The following is a 15,509-nucleotide window of genomic DNA, read 5'->3' as shown; positions in this document are numbered from 1 at the left end:
ATACTTTTTAAAACAATCGGTTATTTCTGTAAAATGCATCTCTACTGACGCAATAGCTTCATCCATGTAGCAAGATTGCGTTCATGGCTCATTAGCACTTTCGATTTAACAAATTTTCGACCTGAGGCCAAAGTGCTTCTCTCGCTATATTGTCGCAGATTAATTGATCCACTCCAGCACGGAAAAGGTCAGTTTGATTCGCCTTAGTCGCATTTGGCATCAGAACAAGCAAAGGTAACGCCGTGCTTTCTCTTAAACGTCTAACATCTGTCATACAAGGCAGTACGCCTTCAGAAGCAATCAGCACCAAATCGAAATTGTATTGCTGGAGTGCGCGCTCTGCTTGTTTGACATGAAGAACACGTGTCACTTTGCAACCGTGTTGACTAAATGTCGTTTTCACCCAACCGCATAGGGATAACCTGCTTTCAATAAGAAGTAACTCCGGCATGCCTACACCCTCAAATGATATTAATTCTCATTATACTCTCATGTCTATCCTGAAAGGTCTACTTTTGCAACCTGTACGACGAAACAGGAAAGACTGTACAGCAACTAATTTGTAATCCTGTGAAAATAAAACCAATAAATTAGATGTCACTCCCATATTACCGTCAATATAACGCATTGAAACTCTTGCCTAAACAATGTCCAGAAGAGTAGACTTCCCCTTCTAAAATAAGAGCTTCCATTTACATTGATGGTATCAATTAAAATTTATGTCTACGAATAAACCTCTACTTGTTGTCTCTCTCGCTTTGTTTTTTACGATGCTAGCAATGATGCTCACCTCACTGACCTATTCAAGTCAGATATATGTGATTCAAATTCAAAAGCAACACGAGAAACTATTGAAAGATCCAGAAGACGCTAAAGTGTCTGATTTAGTAGGGTTAGCCGACATTTGCGAAGATATCCGTTTTAGTGGCACTTTGTCACTTCATCTGTCAGCGGAAGAAACCTTTAGTGTTCAACGCGCATGCGAAGACATCAAAACCCGTTTACGTCTTAATCAGTTCACGGAACAACGCCTGTCAATGCGCCGTTAACCGCGCATTGGACATTGCAAGCATTCGAGCGGGAGCCTAGGCTCCCTTTCTTTTTGCTCGATAGATTGAAGCGCAGCGCACATTGTGGCAAAGTCGCAGCCGAATTCACTCATCCACGGGCTTTAACATGAACGTCCAACCAAATAACCCACTTCATGGGCTTAAACTTGAGCAAATCGTCAATGCGTTAGTTGACCATTATGGCTGGCCATATTTAGGTCAACAGATCGCCATTAACTGCTTTAGAAGCGATCCTTCCGTGAAGTCTAGCCTCAAGTTTCTTCGTAAAACGCCTTGGGCACGAGAAAAAACTGAAGAGCTATATATTGACACTTTCTGTACTCAGGATGAGACCGCAGATCCGTGGGCAGCGGCATTAAACAAACTAGAAAAGTAATCATATTTTCAATCGGTTAGATGAAGTCGTCACCATTGTGCTCGTGGTTATACCCAAGCATCCTCAAGATGTTTGTTCAGTGAGAATTTGCTAGGGTGTAGATTGAATAAGCCAAGATCACATATGGAAATGACATGGAATCAGGCTGGGAATCACTAACACTGGTTTTTCTTGCACCGCTGTTTTTAATCTGCATGGTGCTTGAATACCGACTGCTGCGCAGGCAAGGCACCAACGACTATTCGTTGAAAGAGCTAGTGTGTAACTTTAGCCTTGCCGGTCTTCATCAAGGCGCAGATATTATCGCCACCGTTCTACTCATGCCTTTCTTCTTATGGCTGTATCAGTTTCGCCTGTTCGATATCACCATGACGCCATTGGCGGTATTTTCCGCATTTATTCTTCAAGATTTCTTTTATTATTGGTTTCATCGAACATCGCATAACGTGCATTGGCTATGGGCCTCACACGTTGCCCATCATAGCTCCGAGAAGATGAACTTCACGACGGCGTTTCGCCAAAGCCTGACCTACCCCATTTCAGGCATGTGGTTGTTCTGGACCCCGCTCATGTTACTTGGTTACCCACCGACTTTCGTTGTGGTGGTGGTTGCACTTAACCTTGGCTTCCAATTCTTTGTTCATACCTGCACAGTGGAAAAATTGGGTTGGATTGAACACATTTTCAATACGCCCTCTCATCACCGCGTGCATCACGCTCGAAACCCAGAATACATCGACAAAAATTTTGCAGGCGTCTTGATCATATGGGACAAACTGTTTGGTACTTTTGTTGAAGAAAGAAGCGACATCCACATTCATTACGGTATTCCACATGCCATAAACAGTTGGAATCCCTTTGTGGTGACCTTTCACCAATGGAAAACACTCGTCACGCTGGCCTTTTCGCCTGCCAAGACGCCCATAAGTGTTCGTCTAACCTATTTGTTTGGCGCTCCCAAGATCAGTGATAGCACCATTCGAAATAAGCCTCCCAAAAGTTCGACAAACTAAAATTAAGCTGACTCACCACATGTCAGCCTAAGTTGTTGGAAAAAGTGACTAGAAATCTTTTGCGAAAAAGCCAGCACACATCGCAATTTTCAACGCATTACTGCGCATCCATGTCCCGCTACTAAGAAAGCCCTACAAGTCGCACTAAAGCCCAATCAAAGCTGTGCCTATACTTTATTATTAAAAATGTAACCGCTTACATTTTTAATATAACTATTCAAACAGCTCAGTTGGCTCATTAAGTAGGAGGCACTATGTCGGATAAGAAAGGACATTCATCAGACACGGACGCGCAACAAACGGAAGGCATTTACGACCTCTATGACAAACACCCAGAAACCGCAGACGAAAAGGTGTTTGGTCGAAAAAGCCACTCTGACAGACGTGGATTTCTAAAAGGCGCAGGCTTGGCCACCATGGCTGCCGTGCTTGGCGGCGCGATCCCTTTTCATCGCAATATGCCTGCAGGCATGGTTCCCGCCGCATTTGCTGAAGGGCTCGATGATGTCACCATTGCAGGGAAAGATGGCCTGATCGTGCTTAACGACAGACCATTAAACGCTGAAACGCCCCCTCACCTGCTTAATGACGATGTCACGCCAACAGCACGACATTTCATTCGTAACAACGGTATTCCACCAATTGCTGTCGATGCTGACACGTGGACACTGACCATTGATGGTTTAGTCGATAAACCCATGACACTCACCATCGAAGATCTCAAGAAGAACTTCGACGTGGTTGAGCAACAATTGGTCGTGGAATGTGGTGGTAATGGCCGCGCGTATTTTGAACCGAAAGCCAAAGGCAACCAATGGACCTTGGGTGCTGTTGCGTGTTCATCTTGGACGGGCGTTCGCTTGGCTGACGTATTGAAAGCAGCCGGCGTACAAGAAGGCGCGGTGTATACCGCCCACTACAGTGCCGATAAACACCTTTCGGGCAAGGAAGGCAAACTGCCCATTTCTCGTGGGGTACCGATAGAGAAAGCCTTGGGCGGTGAAAACCTGATTGCCTTTGCACAAAATGGCGAAGCATTGCACGACATGAACGGTGCGCCGCTTCGTTTGGTTGTGCCAGGTTGGCCGGGTTCGTGTTCACAGAAATGGCTCACCAAAATCACGGTGCGAGATCAAGTGCATGATGGGCCGAAGATGACAGGCAAAGCCTATCGCGTGCCTAATCGCCCCGTTGCACCGGGAGAGAAAGTCGATAAAGACGATTTTGTGATCATAGAAAGAATGCCTGTGAAGTCTCTGATCACCTCGCCGCAAACGAACAGTGAAGTCGCAGGTAAAGAAGTCTTAGTACGCGGCCATACGTGGTCTGGGGATCGTAAAGTCTCCAAGGTTCAACTGTCGAACGATTTCGGCGCAACATGGATCGATGCCGATCTTTCCGATCCCGCGAATGACGGCGCATGGCAAACCTTTGAATCAAAAGTCACTTTCCCGCAAGCCGGTTATTACGAAGTGTGGGCAAAAGCCACCGATGACCAAGGCGTTAGCCAACCGTTCGCGATTGCATGGAACCCGAAAGGCTACCTCAACAACAGCTTTCACCGTATCGCACTCGTTGTAAAAGGGTAGGTGGAATGGTTTTGATGAAATCAACTACAGCGTCGTTGTTCGGCGCTGCTTTCTTGTTTTCTCCCCTCGTAGCAAACGCGGCAGATGATGCCTTGATTGCTGTAGGGGAACAACAAGCCGCCGTGTGTAAAGCCTGTCATCAGGTAGACCCTAATGGCATGACGGTTGTGGGACCTCCCCTTTACGGACTCGCGGATCGAGAAATCGCCGCGTTTTCGGGCTTCAATTACAGCGAAGGCCTTTCAGCGAACCGTGTTGAAGGGAAAACATGGGATGTGGAATCCCTTGATGCCTTTTTAACGTCACCCGTGGATTTCGCACCAGGCACGAACATGGCGTATCCCGGTGTAAAAGATCCCGGTGCTCGCGCAGCCATCATTGCGTGGCTCGCCACAAAAAATCCGACGCCGCCAAATTGGCAAAGCAGCGATGAAGCGATTCCTGTGAAAGCCTTGGGTGAAGGTATTCTTGCCCCGGATGAAAACATGTCGCTCGTTGCCTCTACCTGTTCCGTGTGCCACTCATTACACCTTGTTGTGCAGCAGGGGCTCAGCCGTGATAGTTGGGACGAAACCTTGGAATGGATGGTTGATGAACAAGGCATGGATGAGCTAGACGATGAGGATCATGAGCGCGTCCTCGATTACCTCGCCACCTACTATGGCGAATAGCGAGATCTGAGTTTTGTTCTCAATTGTGGGCGGAGCAACTGCGCAAAACTGCACCGCTTCCCTTTCTAACAATCTGATATCTCTAGTAAGCTCTACGTCATACCCAATGACAATGTATTAGGCTAATGACACGCATCCAATCGATACGACGCTGTGCAGTAACGGTCTCTTTATCCCTGACCGTTACTTCTTTCTGTACTTCAGCTAACTCCGAGCCTGATCTTGGAAGTACTCCTCTCGTTGGTGCCATTTATAACAGCAGTCAGCTGGTTTATTCTAATATCTACGAATCTATGAATATCAGCGCAGCCACCAGCCGTGACATCGCGCTGTTTATGGTTGGTGGTGTCGCGCTCGATGCATTGGTATTGACCTTACCTCTCGATGCGAGCGTTAAGGCCAGAGTCATTTCTCAGTTATCCAATCCGAAATACGCGATTCAGCTCGGGCACTTGCTCTATAGCTTTTACGATCGCTACACCGGCGAAGTGGTTAACCAAGACATCTTCAAACAGTATTTGCTGGACACTTTCACTGAGGCTGAACTCACGCAATGGCAGCATTCATTGTTCTCAATCGATGATAAAAAAGAAGCGACCAAATCAAGCAGCCATGGCCCTAAAACCGAAGAAGAAGCCCTGCTGAATCGACAGTTCATCGCCGCACTTGTGACGCTTTATGATGCCCTTTTTGGCAAAGATAAACTGCTTTATGGCGATGACCTGCCCGATCAATATCAATACCTCACGGACAGCAAAGCAGACAGGGAAACGGTCGCCACCGTGCAGCAAGTGCTGGTAAACATGCTCACTAAGTACAGTGAAAGCCTTGAAGAAGGCGACATGAAAGCGGCCATTCTCAGCATTATTGATGACGCCAAACCTGAAAACCAGACCAAAAAGAACAATCGCGCCCAAGCCATTACCATCAGCTTGGTCGATTTTGTGCGATTAAATGTGTTGAAAGGCTATCGTCAATACCTGCTTGAAGGCGCGAAAGTCGACGCATTAAACGCGTGGATGCAAGACGCACTGAACGATGAGCCCAATGCATTACTTGCCTATTTAGCGCATCAAAACACACGTCCCTTTGCCGTTCAAATGACAGTTGATGGTCTGCAACAAGGCCTGATTCAAGGCTTGGTGAGCAAGCAACCTTCACCTTTCTTGCAGCAAGTGAAGCGTGATGAACAGAACATCGAAGGCTTTGCACCGAAAGGCGTCGAAATCACTCAGACAAACCACTTGCCAGATAACACTTTCTTGTTTGAGATTGCGGACACACCTTATACCGACCCACGCTACCTGCCTTTCTTCAGCAGACTTTATCAAGAAGGCGCGAAGGGCGTTGTGGAATATGGTGTGTCGACCACACCCACCATCAGCGTACGCAATTTGCCGATCATCAAAACCGGTGCAAACGTGGCAGGCGACGGTGGCACGGGTATCCCGAATTTTCACTTTGTCGATCGCGAACAAGATCGCGCCTATTACTTCTTTGGTAACGACGCCATTCAGCTCGATCCACTATTTAGTGGTAACGGTGCAAAGACGCAATTTGAGCGGTTGGTTCCACTGGTCACGCTTAACTGCAATGCACAATATGATTGGTATGCGCAATCCAGTTACGACCCTCTGATTAACCTTGGCCTCGGGGAGGCGATACGTGATTTTGGTGAGCAGCGCTGCTTGAAAGATCTACGCAAGCGCGGCGAGATAGAAGTCTCCCTTCACTCGATGCGCGAAAGCTTAATAAAAGACATCCACGCCTATCAAGACATCACATGGTGGACGCCGCTAACGCGCTCGACCAAGCGATTAACCATAAAAGACAAGCTGGGAGATTACGCCAAGCTTTCTCAAAAAGGCCTACCTGACTTTGTGTTGGCCTATAACCCTTGGGCAGACCATTTCGCCCATTTCACGGGCCCCTTTGCAAATGAAATTCTCGCGCCAACGGGCGAGCTCAATCGTTTAGATTTTTGGCTCGGAGAAATGGAAACGGTTTACCGCAAAGCAGGCGTTTACGATCAGGTGCTTTGGGGCATAGCCGGCGATCATGGTTTGTCACCTATCTACCATATCGTTAGCCCAGAGAAAGAAGTGTTTGAGGGCATCCAATCGGATTACGACATGTCTTTGCGTATTCGCAAGATTTCATCTGATGAAGGAGAAGGGCCTAAAATCACCCACACCTTCGATTACCCAAGTAATAAAGGGATTGATGTCATTGTGGCATCCACCGCGGGTGGTAACTACATGATGGATCTATTCAATAGCCAACGAGGCTGGGAAACACAGCCTCTCTATAGCGAACTCATTTTCTGGAAGCCTTTATCCGCGAAGAAGGATGATCCTGCGATAGACATGGTGCACGAAACCGTTTCACGCCTTGGCGATAGCTTGGATTACCTTGCGGTTCGCGAACAAGACTGCAGCTTATCGGCCTGTACGTTGCGTTTGGTCGCGGTGAAAGATGGCGTTCGACATGATGAATTTATTACTCGAATCGGCAACCGCACTTTGTATCACGCTAAAAACGGCCAAACACCTGTGCTGTTGAATCTTTATGAGACCAACCCTTACGCAGCAGCGTTGAGCGAAACAGAACAGCAGGAGAAATCTGCGTTAATTGACCAGTGCATGAACAAAGTAGACGCAACCAGTCCGCAGACCTGGTGTGATAAAAGCACATGGCAACAGCTAACAAGACTCACCCCTAGACCAGACAGCGTCAATCAGCTTGCCCACCTTTATGATGAAAGCCGAGCAGGCACCATCAACCTTTTCCCCGCACAAGGCGTTGGCTACAACACCAAGGTACCCGGACGTCATGCTGGCGAGCATTTTCATGAGAAAGATGCCTTCATTGGGTTTTGGGGGACGCCGGTTACCGCTCACCAACGCGTGACAACTGCAATCAATGGCTCTTTGTCACCCACCCTCTATGAGTATTTGTCCGGCAATTCTGTAGAAGTTGGCGAAGACGGTTGGGGTTTTCCATCACTATTGCCCAACCTTATTGGTACGCAACCATTGGAATAACACTCGCGAACACATGAAGGTCTCCTGATCTCCTACTGGAGACCTTTACGCAGTAGCTCACGATTAACCAATTGAAATACGAATATAAATCACAATTCATGCCGACTACTTAATGCTTTGTTCGCATTTTTTGCTGTCTCCGCGTACATCGTTCAAACGCTGAATCTGTCTATTTTCGACTGTACATATGCCATACAAACCCTATCTGATTAATAAGAAATCGTAATGCATTCATCACAAACGCTCTAAATCCCACCTAAGTTGATTATTCTTTTATGTATTTCAGTGACACTTTGCACAATTTGCTAGTCTTTATGTGTCGGCATGCAGTTCTACTCAACTCATCAACGGGTGAGTAGCGCCTTAATTTATTCGCTTTATCGTTAAGGTATTCGCATTAAGGATTCGACTATGAAATTGAATTTCGGACTTTTAGCACTTTTGGCTGCTTTCATCGCTTTTCCTTCTTTAGCTCATGCTCAAGAAGGAATGGTTCAGATTCAAAGCCAATACAGTGTCCCCATTACGACAGAACGACTAATCGTCGCCGCCAAAGCCCGTGGACTCAATGTTATCGGACGCGTGAATCACGCAGAAGGAGCAAAAAATGCAGGTATGTCATTACGCCCAACGGAGTTAGTCATCTTTGGTAACCCTAAAGTTGGCACACCGATGATGGTGTGTAGTCAAACAGTGGGTATCGATCTTCCGCAAAAAGCACTGATTTGGGAAGATGCTAAAGGAGAAGTGTGGTTAGGCTACAACAACCCTACCTATGTAGCAGAGCGGCATCGTATTGAAGACTGTGGAATGTCTGTTAAAAAGGTAGAAAAAGCGTTGCTCTCTTTAGCAAAATTGGCCACTCAACCTTCACCTCAATAGCGATGGATTGATCGACTGTTTTTCAAAAACGAAAAACAAAAAACCCGCAGGCTTTCGCGTGCGGGTTTTTTAGTATTACTGACTTAGTAAGAATTACTTCTTAGCGTTAAGCGCTTTAACGTCAGCAATAACTTTTTCAGCAACGTTCGCAGGACAAGGTGCGTAATGTGCAAATTCCATAGAGAATTGGCCGCGACCTGAAGTCATTGTACGTAGGGTACCGATGTAACCAAACATTTCTGACAATGGTACGTCCGCTTTAACACGAACACCCGTTACGCCAGCCATTTGGTCTTTGATCATGCCACGACGACGGTTAAGGTCACCGATTACATCACCAACATGGTCATCTGGAGTGAACACGTCTACAGCCATGATTGGCTCTAGAAGTTGAGCACCCGCTTTAGGCATAGATTGACGGAATGCACCTTTCGCTGCGATTTCAAATGCTACTGCAGATGAATCGACTGCGTGGAAGCCACCGTCAAGTAGCTCGATTTCAACATCAAGTACAGGGAAACCAGCAAGAACACCAGTATCCATCATGCCTTTGAAGCCTTTCTCGATTGCAGGCCAGAATTCTTTAGGAACGTTACCGCCCACTACAGAAGACTTGAACGAGAAACCTGAACCAACTTCGCCTGGCTTCATGATGTAGTCGATCTTACCGAACTGACCAGAACCACCAGACTGTTTCTTGTGCGTGTAGCTATCTTCAACAGCTTTAGTGATAGTTTCACGGTAAGCAACTTGTGGTTGACCAACAGTTAGGTCTACACCGTAAGTACGCTTCAAGATATCAACTTTGATGTCTAGGTGAAGTTCGCCCATACCTTTCAGGATGGTTTCACCAGTTTCTTCATCAGTTTCAACTTGGAACGTTGGATCTTCTGCAACCATTTTACCGATTGCGATACCCATTTTCTCAGAACCGCCTTTGTCTTTAGGAGCAACTGCGATTGAGATTACTGGCACTGGGAAGATCATTGGCTCAAGCGTAACTTGGTGCTTAGGATCACACAGAGTGTGACCAGTCTGCACGTTTTTCATACCAACGATAGCGATGATATCACCAGCTTGTGCGCTAGTTAGTTCGTTACGGTCATCTGCTTGCATCTCAACCATACGGCCAACACGCTCAGTTTTACCAGTAAACGAGTTAAGGATGGTGTCACCCTTGTTCAGTTTACCTGAGTAAATACGTACGAATGTTAGTGCACCAAAGCGGTCATCCATGATTTTGAATGCCAGCGCTTTGAAAGTTTCGTCAGCAGAAACAATAGCGTGCTCGCCATTTTCTTCGCCGTTTTCGTCCATCAGTGGTTGTGGATCAACTTCAGTTGGAGAAGGAAGGTAATCAACAACAGCATCAAGAATTAGTTGCATACCTTTGTTCTTGAAAGCAGAACCACAGTAAGCTGGGAAGAAATCCATTGTGCGAGTACCCTTACGGATACATGCTTTAAGCTGCTCAATAGATGGCTCTTCGCCTTCCATGTATGCTTCCATCAGGTCGTCGTCTTGCTCAACAGCAGTTTCGACTAGCATCTCACGGTATTCTTCTACTTGATCAAGCATGTTCTCAGGAACATCTGTGATCTCGTAGTTTTCAGGAAGACCTGAGTCATCCCAAACGTATGCTTTACGAGTCAGAAGGTCTACAACACCGCAGAATTCGTCTTCGATACCGATTGGTAGAACCATAACCAATGGGTTAGCAGCTAGCACGTCTTTAGTTTGCTTAACAACTCGGAAGAAGTCTGCACCCATACGGTCTAGTTTGTTAACGAAGATGATACGTGCAACTTCTGATTCGTTCGCGTAGCGCCAGTTAGTTTCTGACTGAGGCTCAACACCACCAGAACCACAGAAAACACCGATACCACCATCAAGTACTTTCAGTGAGCGATAAACTTCTACAGTGAAGTCAACGTGTCCCGGAGTATCGATAACGTTAAAACGGTGGTCTTTCCAGAAACAGCTAACTGCTGCTGACTGGATGGTAATACCACGCTCAGCTTCCTGTTCCATAAAGTCGGTAGTAGATTCACCATCGTGAACCTCACCAGTTTTGTGGATTTGACCGGTAAGCTTAAGGATACGCTCGGTAGTAGTGGTTTTACCCGCATCAACGTGCGCGAAAATACCAATGTTTCTGTATTTACTTAGATCTGTCATTGTTCGTCTCTATAAACAATTACTGGCTTATATAAGGGCGGAGATTATAGCAGGCGTTGTCGCGTAAAGAAACATGTTGTACACAGCGAGATAATTTAAGTTTATGTTGCTGTATTTCTAACCACATTTCAGACCCAATCACGTTTATCTCCGGCGTTCTTTTCTGCTTGCGTGTTTATGCAGGTGGCATTGTCCCCAATCCTGATTCCATTAGAAGTGACGACTTTGTTTGTGGATACAGATTGGCTTTTTTTCAACCATGCGCACCGAGTTACTCGAACTTTGCCTTACCTCTTCGCAAAATCGAGAGGAATAACTCAGTTTTGGTTCAATAAATCCTTATAGTCAGTGCACTTTTTTGCGCAAGTCGCGCTTAGTTTTGCGTCTAAGGAATTTGTATGTCTTCCGCCCGTATTTCATCGTTGGAGATGGGACGCCTGTTGGCAATATTTGCCGTGGTCATTATCCATGCTGGGCCTTTGCGTGGTGACGCTTACAGCCAGAACATCAATATTCTCTCTGATGTCATCAATCAACTGTCTCGTTTTGCGGTTCCTTTCTTCTTTTTGCTGACGGGGTACTTTACCCAGCCCAAACTGACTCAGGCACCGTCTAAGACATTCTCACATTATGCCAAACCTCTGGTGGCTATCTGGTTAGCGTGGAGTGCTATCTATTTGTTAATCCCATTTCGTTTCGATGTGGCGATGACAGAAGGCTATCTAGCTGCTCGTATTGGATACTGGAACTTTCTATTAGACTCACCCCTGAATACGTTATTTGAAGGTGGCATGGTTCATCTTTGGTACATTCCAGGGTTACTTTGTGCCCTTGGCATCATTGCATTACTCATCAGATTCAAGCAGCAATCCTTAATGGTACCATTGGCCCTCGGTCTCTATATGTGGGGCCTAGGTGCGGGAAGCTATCAACCCATCATGGAAGGTGAGGCGCCAATTTTCACCCGCAATGGTCCCTTCTTTAGCTTGCTGATGGTTGTCGCGGGCTTCGAATTACGTCGTCGAAACATAACATTTTCAACAAAGGTATCAGTAGCAATGTTCTTGGGTGGGTTGTCATTATGTTTGGCAGAAGGGGCATTGCTCAGTCAATACGATATTTGGATGGCAACACATGACTTCTTGCTAGGTACGCCAATCATGGCCATCGGTATTTTTAGTCTGCTACTCAATCACCCAACGTGGGGGAATTCACCCGTGACGTTTGCTTTGAGTCAGCGTGTTCTGGGCGTTTATGTGGCGCACTTTGTTGTGATGATTGTGTTGTTTAACGTCCTTGGCGCTTTCGCCATCGAAGGACCTGTTAAAGATATGTTGCTCGCGCCATTGACTGTTTTACTCTCATTTGGATTGGTTTTCTTGTTGGAAAAGCTGCCTTTCACACGCTTTCTAGTCCAAATGAATAACAGTAAACCTCACCAGATCCCGCGCACCAAAGCAGCCTAGTTAATAAAACTCGCCGTCTGCTAAAGATAAAAAGTCCGGAGAGTGAAATGTCCAACTTTACGGGGTCACTTCAGAGTCCGGACTTTTTTTACCGATGATCACCCGCGGGCGTATCCTGAAGCAGACTATCGATTTTCTTCAAAAAGCTGTCCTTGAGATGAGCCTGGTCATACTTAAGATCATAAATGTTGTGAAATCCAATATGCAATTCAACACCATTGCCCTTCAAATACACGTTATATCCATCATAGTCAGTTGATGCTTCAACCCCTTGATAGCGTTTACCAAATTCAGTCGTTTCGCCTTTTTCCATAATCACTTCGAACGCCGCCAACAACTTGGCAATGTTGAGTTCATTTTTCATGACGCACCTCTTATTGCTTACATTTGGAATAAACAAACTCCTTTCAGCATTTCGGTAGCAAAGAGCATGTCACTGTTCATGAGTATGATTTTCAATACACGAGTGTGCAAAACAAGGATCACCGAAAAGTGATCGGTAACGCTACGCCATGTGATTAAGTATACAAGTGTTGCGCGACTATCTGGCTTGGTCGTCTCACACAAAAATATGCTGGTATGTCCGACAGGAGCCGATGCATGACTCAAGTCAATCAATGTCTATTCCACCTTTCCTTATTTTATCACCCCCTTTCACTCTCAAATCAAACGCATCGCTACTAAGACACGGTCAACCAATTAATAATTAAAGATAAATGTTGGCCCTACCGCGTGATTACGTTCACAGATGTGAGATCGCTTATTGGTTATTTCTTCCGCTTTAGATCATAGCTATTTCACTAACTTGTAAAAAAAACGTAACAAGATATTCGTACCGTTCGAAGCAGACGTGCCAAGTTAGCTCCGAACAGCAAGGATGATGCCTACGCTGTCCCCCATCAAAAGGAACGAAAGATGAATAGCTTAAAACTCACTGTTGCGCTTGCAGCAGGAACATTGCTCTCTGCGCAAGCTGTCAATGCTGAAACCCTTCGCCTGTTGACGTGGGGGGGGTATGCACCGCAAGAAGTGATTGACCAGTTCGAGAAAGAAACGGGTATTGAAGTCAAAGTCACCAAATCAAACAATGAAGATATGATTTCAAAACTGCGCGCAACGCGCGGCTCAGGCTTTGATCTCGTTCAACCAAGTCAGGACCGTATTACCGGCGCACAACGTGATTTTGGTATCTATCAGCCTATCGATATGAGCAAGGTCGACACGGCACTGTTGATCCCTTCCATGGTAGACGCCACCAAGAAAAACACGGCACTAGATGGTGAGGTTTATGGTGTACCACACATTTGGGGTACCAGCGGCTTGGTCATAAACACCAAAAACGCAGGCATGATCAAAGATTACACCGATCTGTGTAATAAACAGTACGAAGGCAAAGTGTCTTATCGCCTCAAGCGACCAACCTTAATAGGCTTCGCATTTGCCATGGGAGAAGACCCGTTTGCCGCCTACAGCGATCCGGCTAAATACAAAGCCATTTTGGACAAAGTAGAAGCGAAGCTGGTCGAGTGCAAACCCAACGTGAAAGCGTATTGGTCAGGCGGTGATGAGCTGCTCAACCTTGTGCGTTCTGGTGAAGTGGTTGGTGCAATGGCGTGGGATGCAGGTGGATGGAAAGTAAACAGAGACAATGCTGACATCAATTTTGTCGCCCCTGCTTCTGGTGCGCTAGGCTGGATTGATACCTTCGCGATTCCAAGAAAATCCAAAGCGGTTGATGCCGCTTACCAGTGGATTAACTTCGTTAACCAGCCTGAGGTTGCCGCAAAAATCACTGAGTCAGCAGGCAACTTTACTGCGTCTAAAGGTGCAGATAATTTTGTCAACGACACCGCAAAAGCCCAGTTCCAAACCAGCTTCCCGCAAGCAGACATCGATAACATCAAATGGTATCCAACTGTGCCTGCTGGTTTAGAAGAAATGGAAGGCTTGGTGCTCGATCGCGTGAAAGCAGCAAACTAAGCTCGTTAGTCTCCCATCACGGCCTGTGATCCGCACAGGCCGTTTCTATCACACTCTTTATCGCATGTTTTTGGTCGTTTTTGTTGACCCATATTGTGACCTAGTCTGAACCAATTGGCGGTACTTTCATGACAGAACACCCTATCCCGGATCTCGAATGCCGGGCATTGACCAAAGCCTTCGCCGATTTCACGGCCGTAGACAACATTGATTTCACCGTGCCTAACGGCAGCTTCTTCTCCATTCTCGGCCCATCAGGTTGCGGAAAAACCACCCTGCTAAGAATGCTTGCCGGGTTTGAGCAAGCCAGTCATGGCGACATTTTTATTAAAGGGAAACGAGTAAACGATATCAGCCCAAATCGACGCCCCGTCAATATGGTGTTTCAGCATTTGGCCCTTTTCCCCACCATGACCGTGGCTGAAAACATTGGCTATGGGCTTCGCCGCCGCAAAACGCCGTCGCATGAAATTAAAAAGAAAATCGATGAAGTGCTCGCGCGCGTGGGACTTTCTGGCAGTGGTCCAAAGCAGATTTCCCAGCTTTCTGGCGGTCAAAAACAGCGTATAGCCATCGCGCGGTGTCTGGTATTAAACCCTGACGTACTTTTGCTTGATGAACCTCTCGGCGCGCTGGATTTAAAACTGCGCGAACAAATGAAAGTGGAACTGAAACACTTACAACAAGAATTTGGTACCACCTTTGTTTACATCACCCACGACCAATCAGAAGCCTTGGTCATGTCCGACCAAGTCGCCGTAATGAACAACGGCCAGTTTGAACAACTCGGCACACCGCAGGACCTTTACTATTCACCTTCCACCGCATTTGTCGCCAAATTTGTCGGCGAAAATAATCAACGCACGGGCACCGTCACTGCCATCAATGGCAACGTGGTTACCTTGAAAGGCGAAGGCGGTGACATTATGCAGGCCAATGCGGGAAGCCCGCTTTCAATTGGTCAACGCTCTGATGTGTTTGTGCGTCCAGAAGCGATCAGCATTGCTTTTCCAGACGCCAAGCCTGCGACTGCCGACAACGGGTTTGATGTCGCAGTGAAAGAGATCCTGTTTGACGGTTCTCGCAGCCAATTGGTGGTCGATTGCCCACAGCACCAAACGCAATTTTCCGTTCAATTACCGCAAACCGAAGCGTTTCGTCATGTACGTCCTGGCGACGCACTGTTTGTGCATTGGCAGTCGCAGTTTTCTCGCTGCCTACCCTCACAGAAATAGGACTC

12 protein-coding genes and 1 pseudogene are annotated in these 15,509 nt (G+C 46.6%); 10 read left to right on the top strand and 3 right to left on the bottom strand.

The genetic code is table 11. The features are described 5' to 3' along the window. Nucleotides 1-91: 91 nt before the first annotated feature. A complete protein-coding gene (locus A1OO_RS12020) occupies nt 92-451 on the bottom strand; it encodes a response regulator transcription factor (protein ID WP_016962437.1) in 360 nt (119 codons plus the stop codon). A 268-nt stretch (nt 452-719) separates the two neighbouring features. Here A1OO_RS12020 and A1OO_RS12015 point away from each other — a divergent pair, with 268 nt between their 5' ends. The 7 genes and pseudogenes from A1OO_RS12015 (at nt 720) to A1OO_RS11985 (ending at nt 8,645) form a co-directional block, all read left to right on the top strand. Further along, the gene (locus A1OO_RS12015; protein WP_241819106.1) at nt 720-1,049 is read left to right on the top strand and encodes a hypothetical protein; all 330 of its coding nucleotides are present in this window, start codon (nt 720-722) and stop codon (nt 1,047-1,049) included. A 127-nt stretch (nt 1,050-1,176) separates the two neighbouring features. Continuing rightward, nucleotides 1,177-1,389, top strand: a pseudogene (locus tag A1OO_RS12010) (VF530 family DNA-binding protein); the annotation flags it as partial. Between the two features lie 191 nt (nt 1,390-1,580). Continuing rightward, nucleotides 1,581-2,459: a sterol desaturase family protein gene (locus tag A1OO_RS12005; RefSeq protein WP_017003179.1), complete on the top strand. Its 879-nt coding sequence runs from the start codon at nt 1,581-1,583 to the stop codon at nt 2,457-2,459. A 254-nt stretch (nt 2,460-2,713) separates the two neighbouring features. Then, a complete protein-coding gene (locus A1OO_RS12000) occupies nt 2,714-4,048 on the top strand; it encodes a molybdopterin-dependent oxidoreductase (protein ID WP_017003178.1) in 1,335 nt (444 codons plus the stop codon). Nucleotides 4,049-4,062: 14 nt separating this feature from the next. Next, a complete protein-coding gene (locus tag A1OO_RS11995; RefSeq protein ID WP_198928387.1) occupies nt 4,063-4,719 on the top strand; it encodes a c-type cytochrome in 657 nt (218 codons plus the stop codon). A 293-nt stretch (nt 4,720-5,012) separates the two neighbouring features. Next, nucleotides 5,013-7,763 carry an alkaline phosphatase family protein gene (locus A1OO_RS11990; RefSeq protein WP_017003176.1) on the top strand — a complete coding sequence of 917 codons (2,751 nt, stop codon included), beginning with the start codon at nt 5,013-5,015 and terminating at the stop codon, nt 7,761-7,763. Nucleotides 7,764-8,174: 411 nt separating this feature from the next. Then, complete coding sequence (locus A1OO_RS11985) at nt 8,175-8,645, top strand: DUF302 domain-containing protein (RefSeq protein ID WP_017003175.1); 471 nt, start codon at nt 8,175-8,177, stop codon at nt 8,643-8,645. A gap of 93 nt (nt 8,646-8,738) precedes the next feature. Here the strand turns inward: A1OO_RS11985 and fusA are convergent, their stop codons facing one another. Next, a complete protein-coding gene (gene fusA, locus A1OO_RS11980; RefSeq protein WP_017003174.1) occupies nt 8,739-10,823 on the bottom strand; it encodes an elongation factor G in 2,085 nt (694 codons plus the stop codon). Nucleotides 10,824-11,221: 398 nt separating this feature from the next. Between fusA and A1OO_RS11975 the strand changes: the two genes are divergently transcribed. Then, nucleotides 11,222-12,289 carry an acyltransferase gene (locus A1OO_RS11975; protein WP_017003173.1) on the top strand — a complete coding sequence of 356 codons (1,068 nt, stop codon included), beginning with the start codon at nt 11,222-11,224 and terminating at the stop codon, nt 12,287-12,289. A gap of 88 nt (nt 12,290-12,377) precedes the next feature. Here A1OO_RS11975 and A1OO_RS11970 read toward each other — a convergent pair whose 3' ends face one another. Continuing rightward, a complete protein-coding gene (locus A1OO_RS11970) occupies nt 12,378-12,653 on the bottom strand; it encodes a DUF3081 family protein (RefSeq protein ID WP_016962447.1) in 276 nt (91 codons plus the stop codon). Between the two features lie 551 nt (nt 12,654-13,204). On the opposite strand from A1OO_RS11970, the gene A1OO_RS11965 reads away from it, so the two are divergent. Continuing rightward, nucleotides 13,205-14,269: an extracellular solute-binding protein gene (locus A1OO_RS11965; protein ID WP_017003172.1), complete on the top strand. Its 1,065-nt coding sequence runs from the start codon at nt 13,205-13,207 to the stop codon at nt 14,267-14,269. 128 nt (nt 14,270-14,397) lie between these two features. Continuing rightward, nucleotides 14,398-15,504, top strand: coding sequence for an ABC transporter ATP-binding protein (locus A1OO_RS11960; RefSeq protein WP_016962449.1), 1,107 nt, complete (start codon nt 14,398-14,400; stop codon nt 15,502-15,504). The last annotated feature ends 5 nt before the right edge of the window (nt 15,505-15,509 follow it).

The organism is Enterovibrio norvegicus FF-33, from assembly GCF_000286835.2.
Taxonomy (GTDB): Bacteria; Pseudomonadota; Gammaproteobacteria; order Enterobacterales; family Vibrionaceae; genus Enterovibrio; species Enterovibrio norvegicus_A.
The sequence above is the reverse complement of the archived record's forward strand: the minus strand, read 5'-3'. Positions and strand labels throughout refer to the sequence as shown.

Bases quoted from the DNA above. Each gene is read 5' to 3' on its own strand.
- A1OO_RS12020 (WP_016962437.1), bottom strand. From the start codon at position 451: ATGCCGGAGTTACTTCTTATTGAAAGCAGGTTATCCCTATGCGGTTGG.
- A1OO_RS12015 (WP_241819106.1), top strand. From the start codon at position 720: ATGTCTACGAATAAACCTCTACTTGTTGTCTCTCTCGCTTTGTTTTTT.
- A1OO_RS12005 (WP_017003179.1), top strand. From the start codon at position 1,581: ATGGAATCAGGCTGGGAATCACTAACACTGGTTTTTCTTGCACCGCTG.
- A1OO_RS12000 (WP_017003178.1), top strand. From the start codon at position 2,714: ATGTCGGATAAGAAAGGACATTCATCAGACACGGACGCGCAACAAACG.
- A1OO_RS11995 (WP_198928387.1), top strand. From the start codon at position 4,063: ATGAAATCAACTACAGCGTCGTTGTTCGGCGCTGCTTTCTTGTTTTCT.
- A1OO_RS11990 (WP_017003176.1), top strand. From the start codon at position 5,013: ATGAATATCAGCGCAGCCACCAGCCGTGACATCGCGCTGTTTATGGTT.
- A1OO_RS11985 (WP_017003175.1), top strand. From the start codon at position 8,175: ATGAAATTGAATTTCGGACTTTTAGCACTTTTGGCTGCTTTCATCGCT.
- fusA (WP_017003174.1), bottom strand. From the start codon at position 10,823: ATGACAGATCTAAGTAAATACAGAAACATTGGTATTTTCGCGCACGTT.
- A1OO_RS11975 (WP_017003173.1), top strand. From the start codon at position 11,222: ATGTCTTCCGCCCGTATTTCATCGTTGGAGATGGGACGCCTGTTGGCA.
- A1OO_RS11970 (WP_016962447.1), bottom strand. From the start codon at position 12,653: ATGAAAAATGAACTCAACATTGCCAAGTTGTTGGCGGCGTTCGAAGTG.
- A1OO_RS11965 (WP_017003172.1), top strand. From the start codon at position 13,205: ATGAATAGCTTAAAACTCACTGTTGCGCTTGCAGCAGGAACATTGCTC.
- A1OO_RS11960 (WP_016962449.1), top strand. From the start codon at position 14,398: ATGACAGAACACCCTATCCCGGATCTCGAATGCCGGGCATTGACCAAA.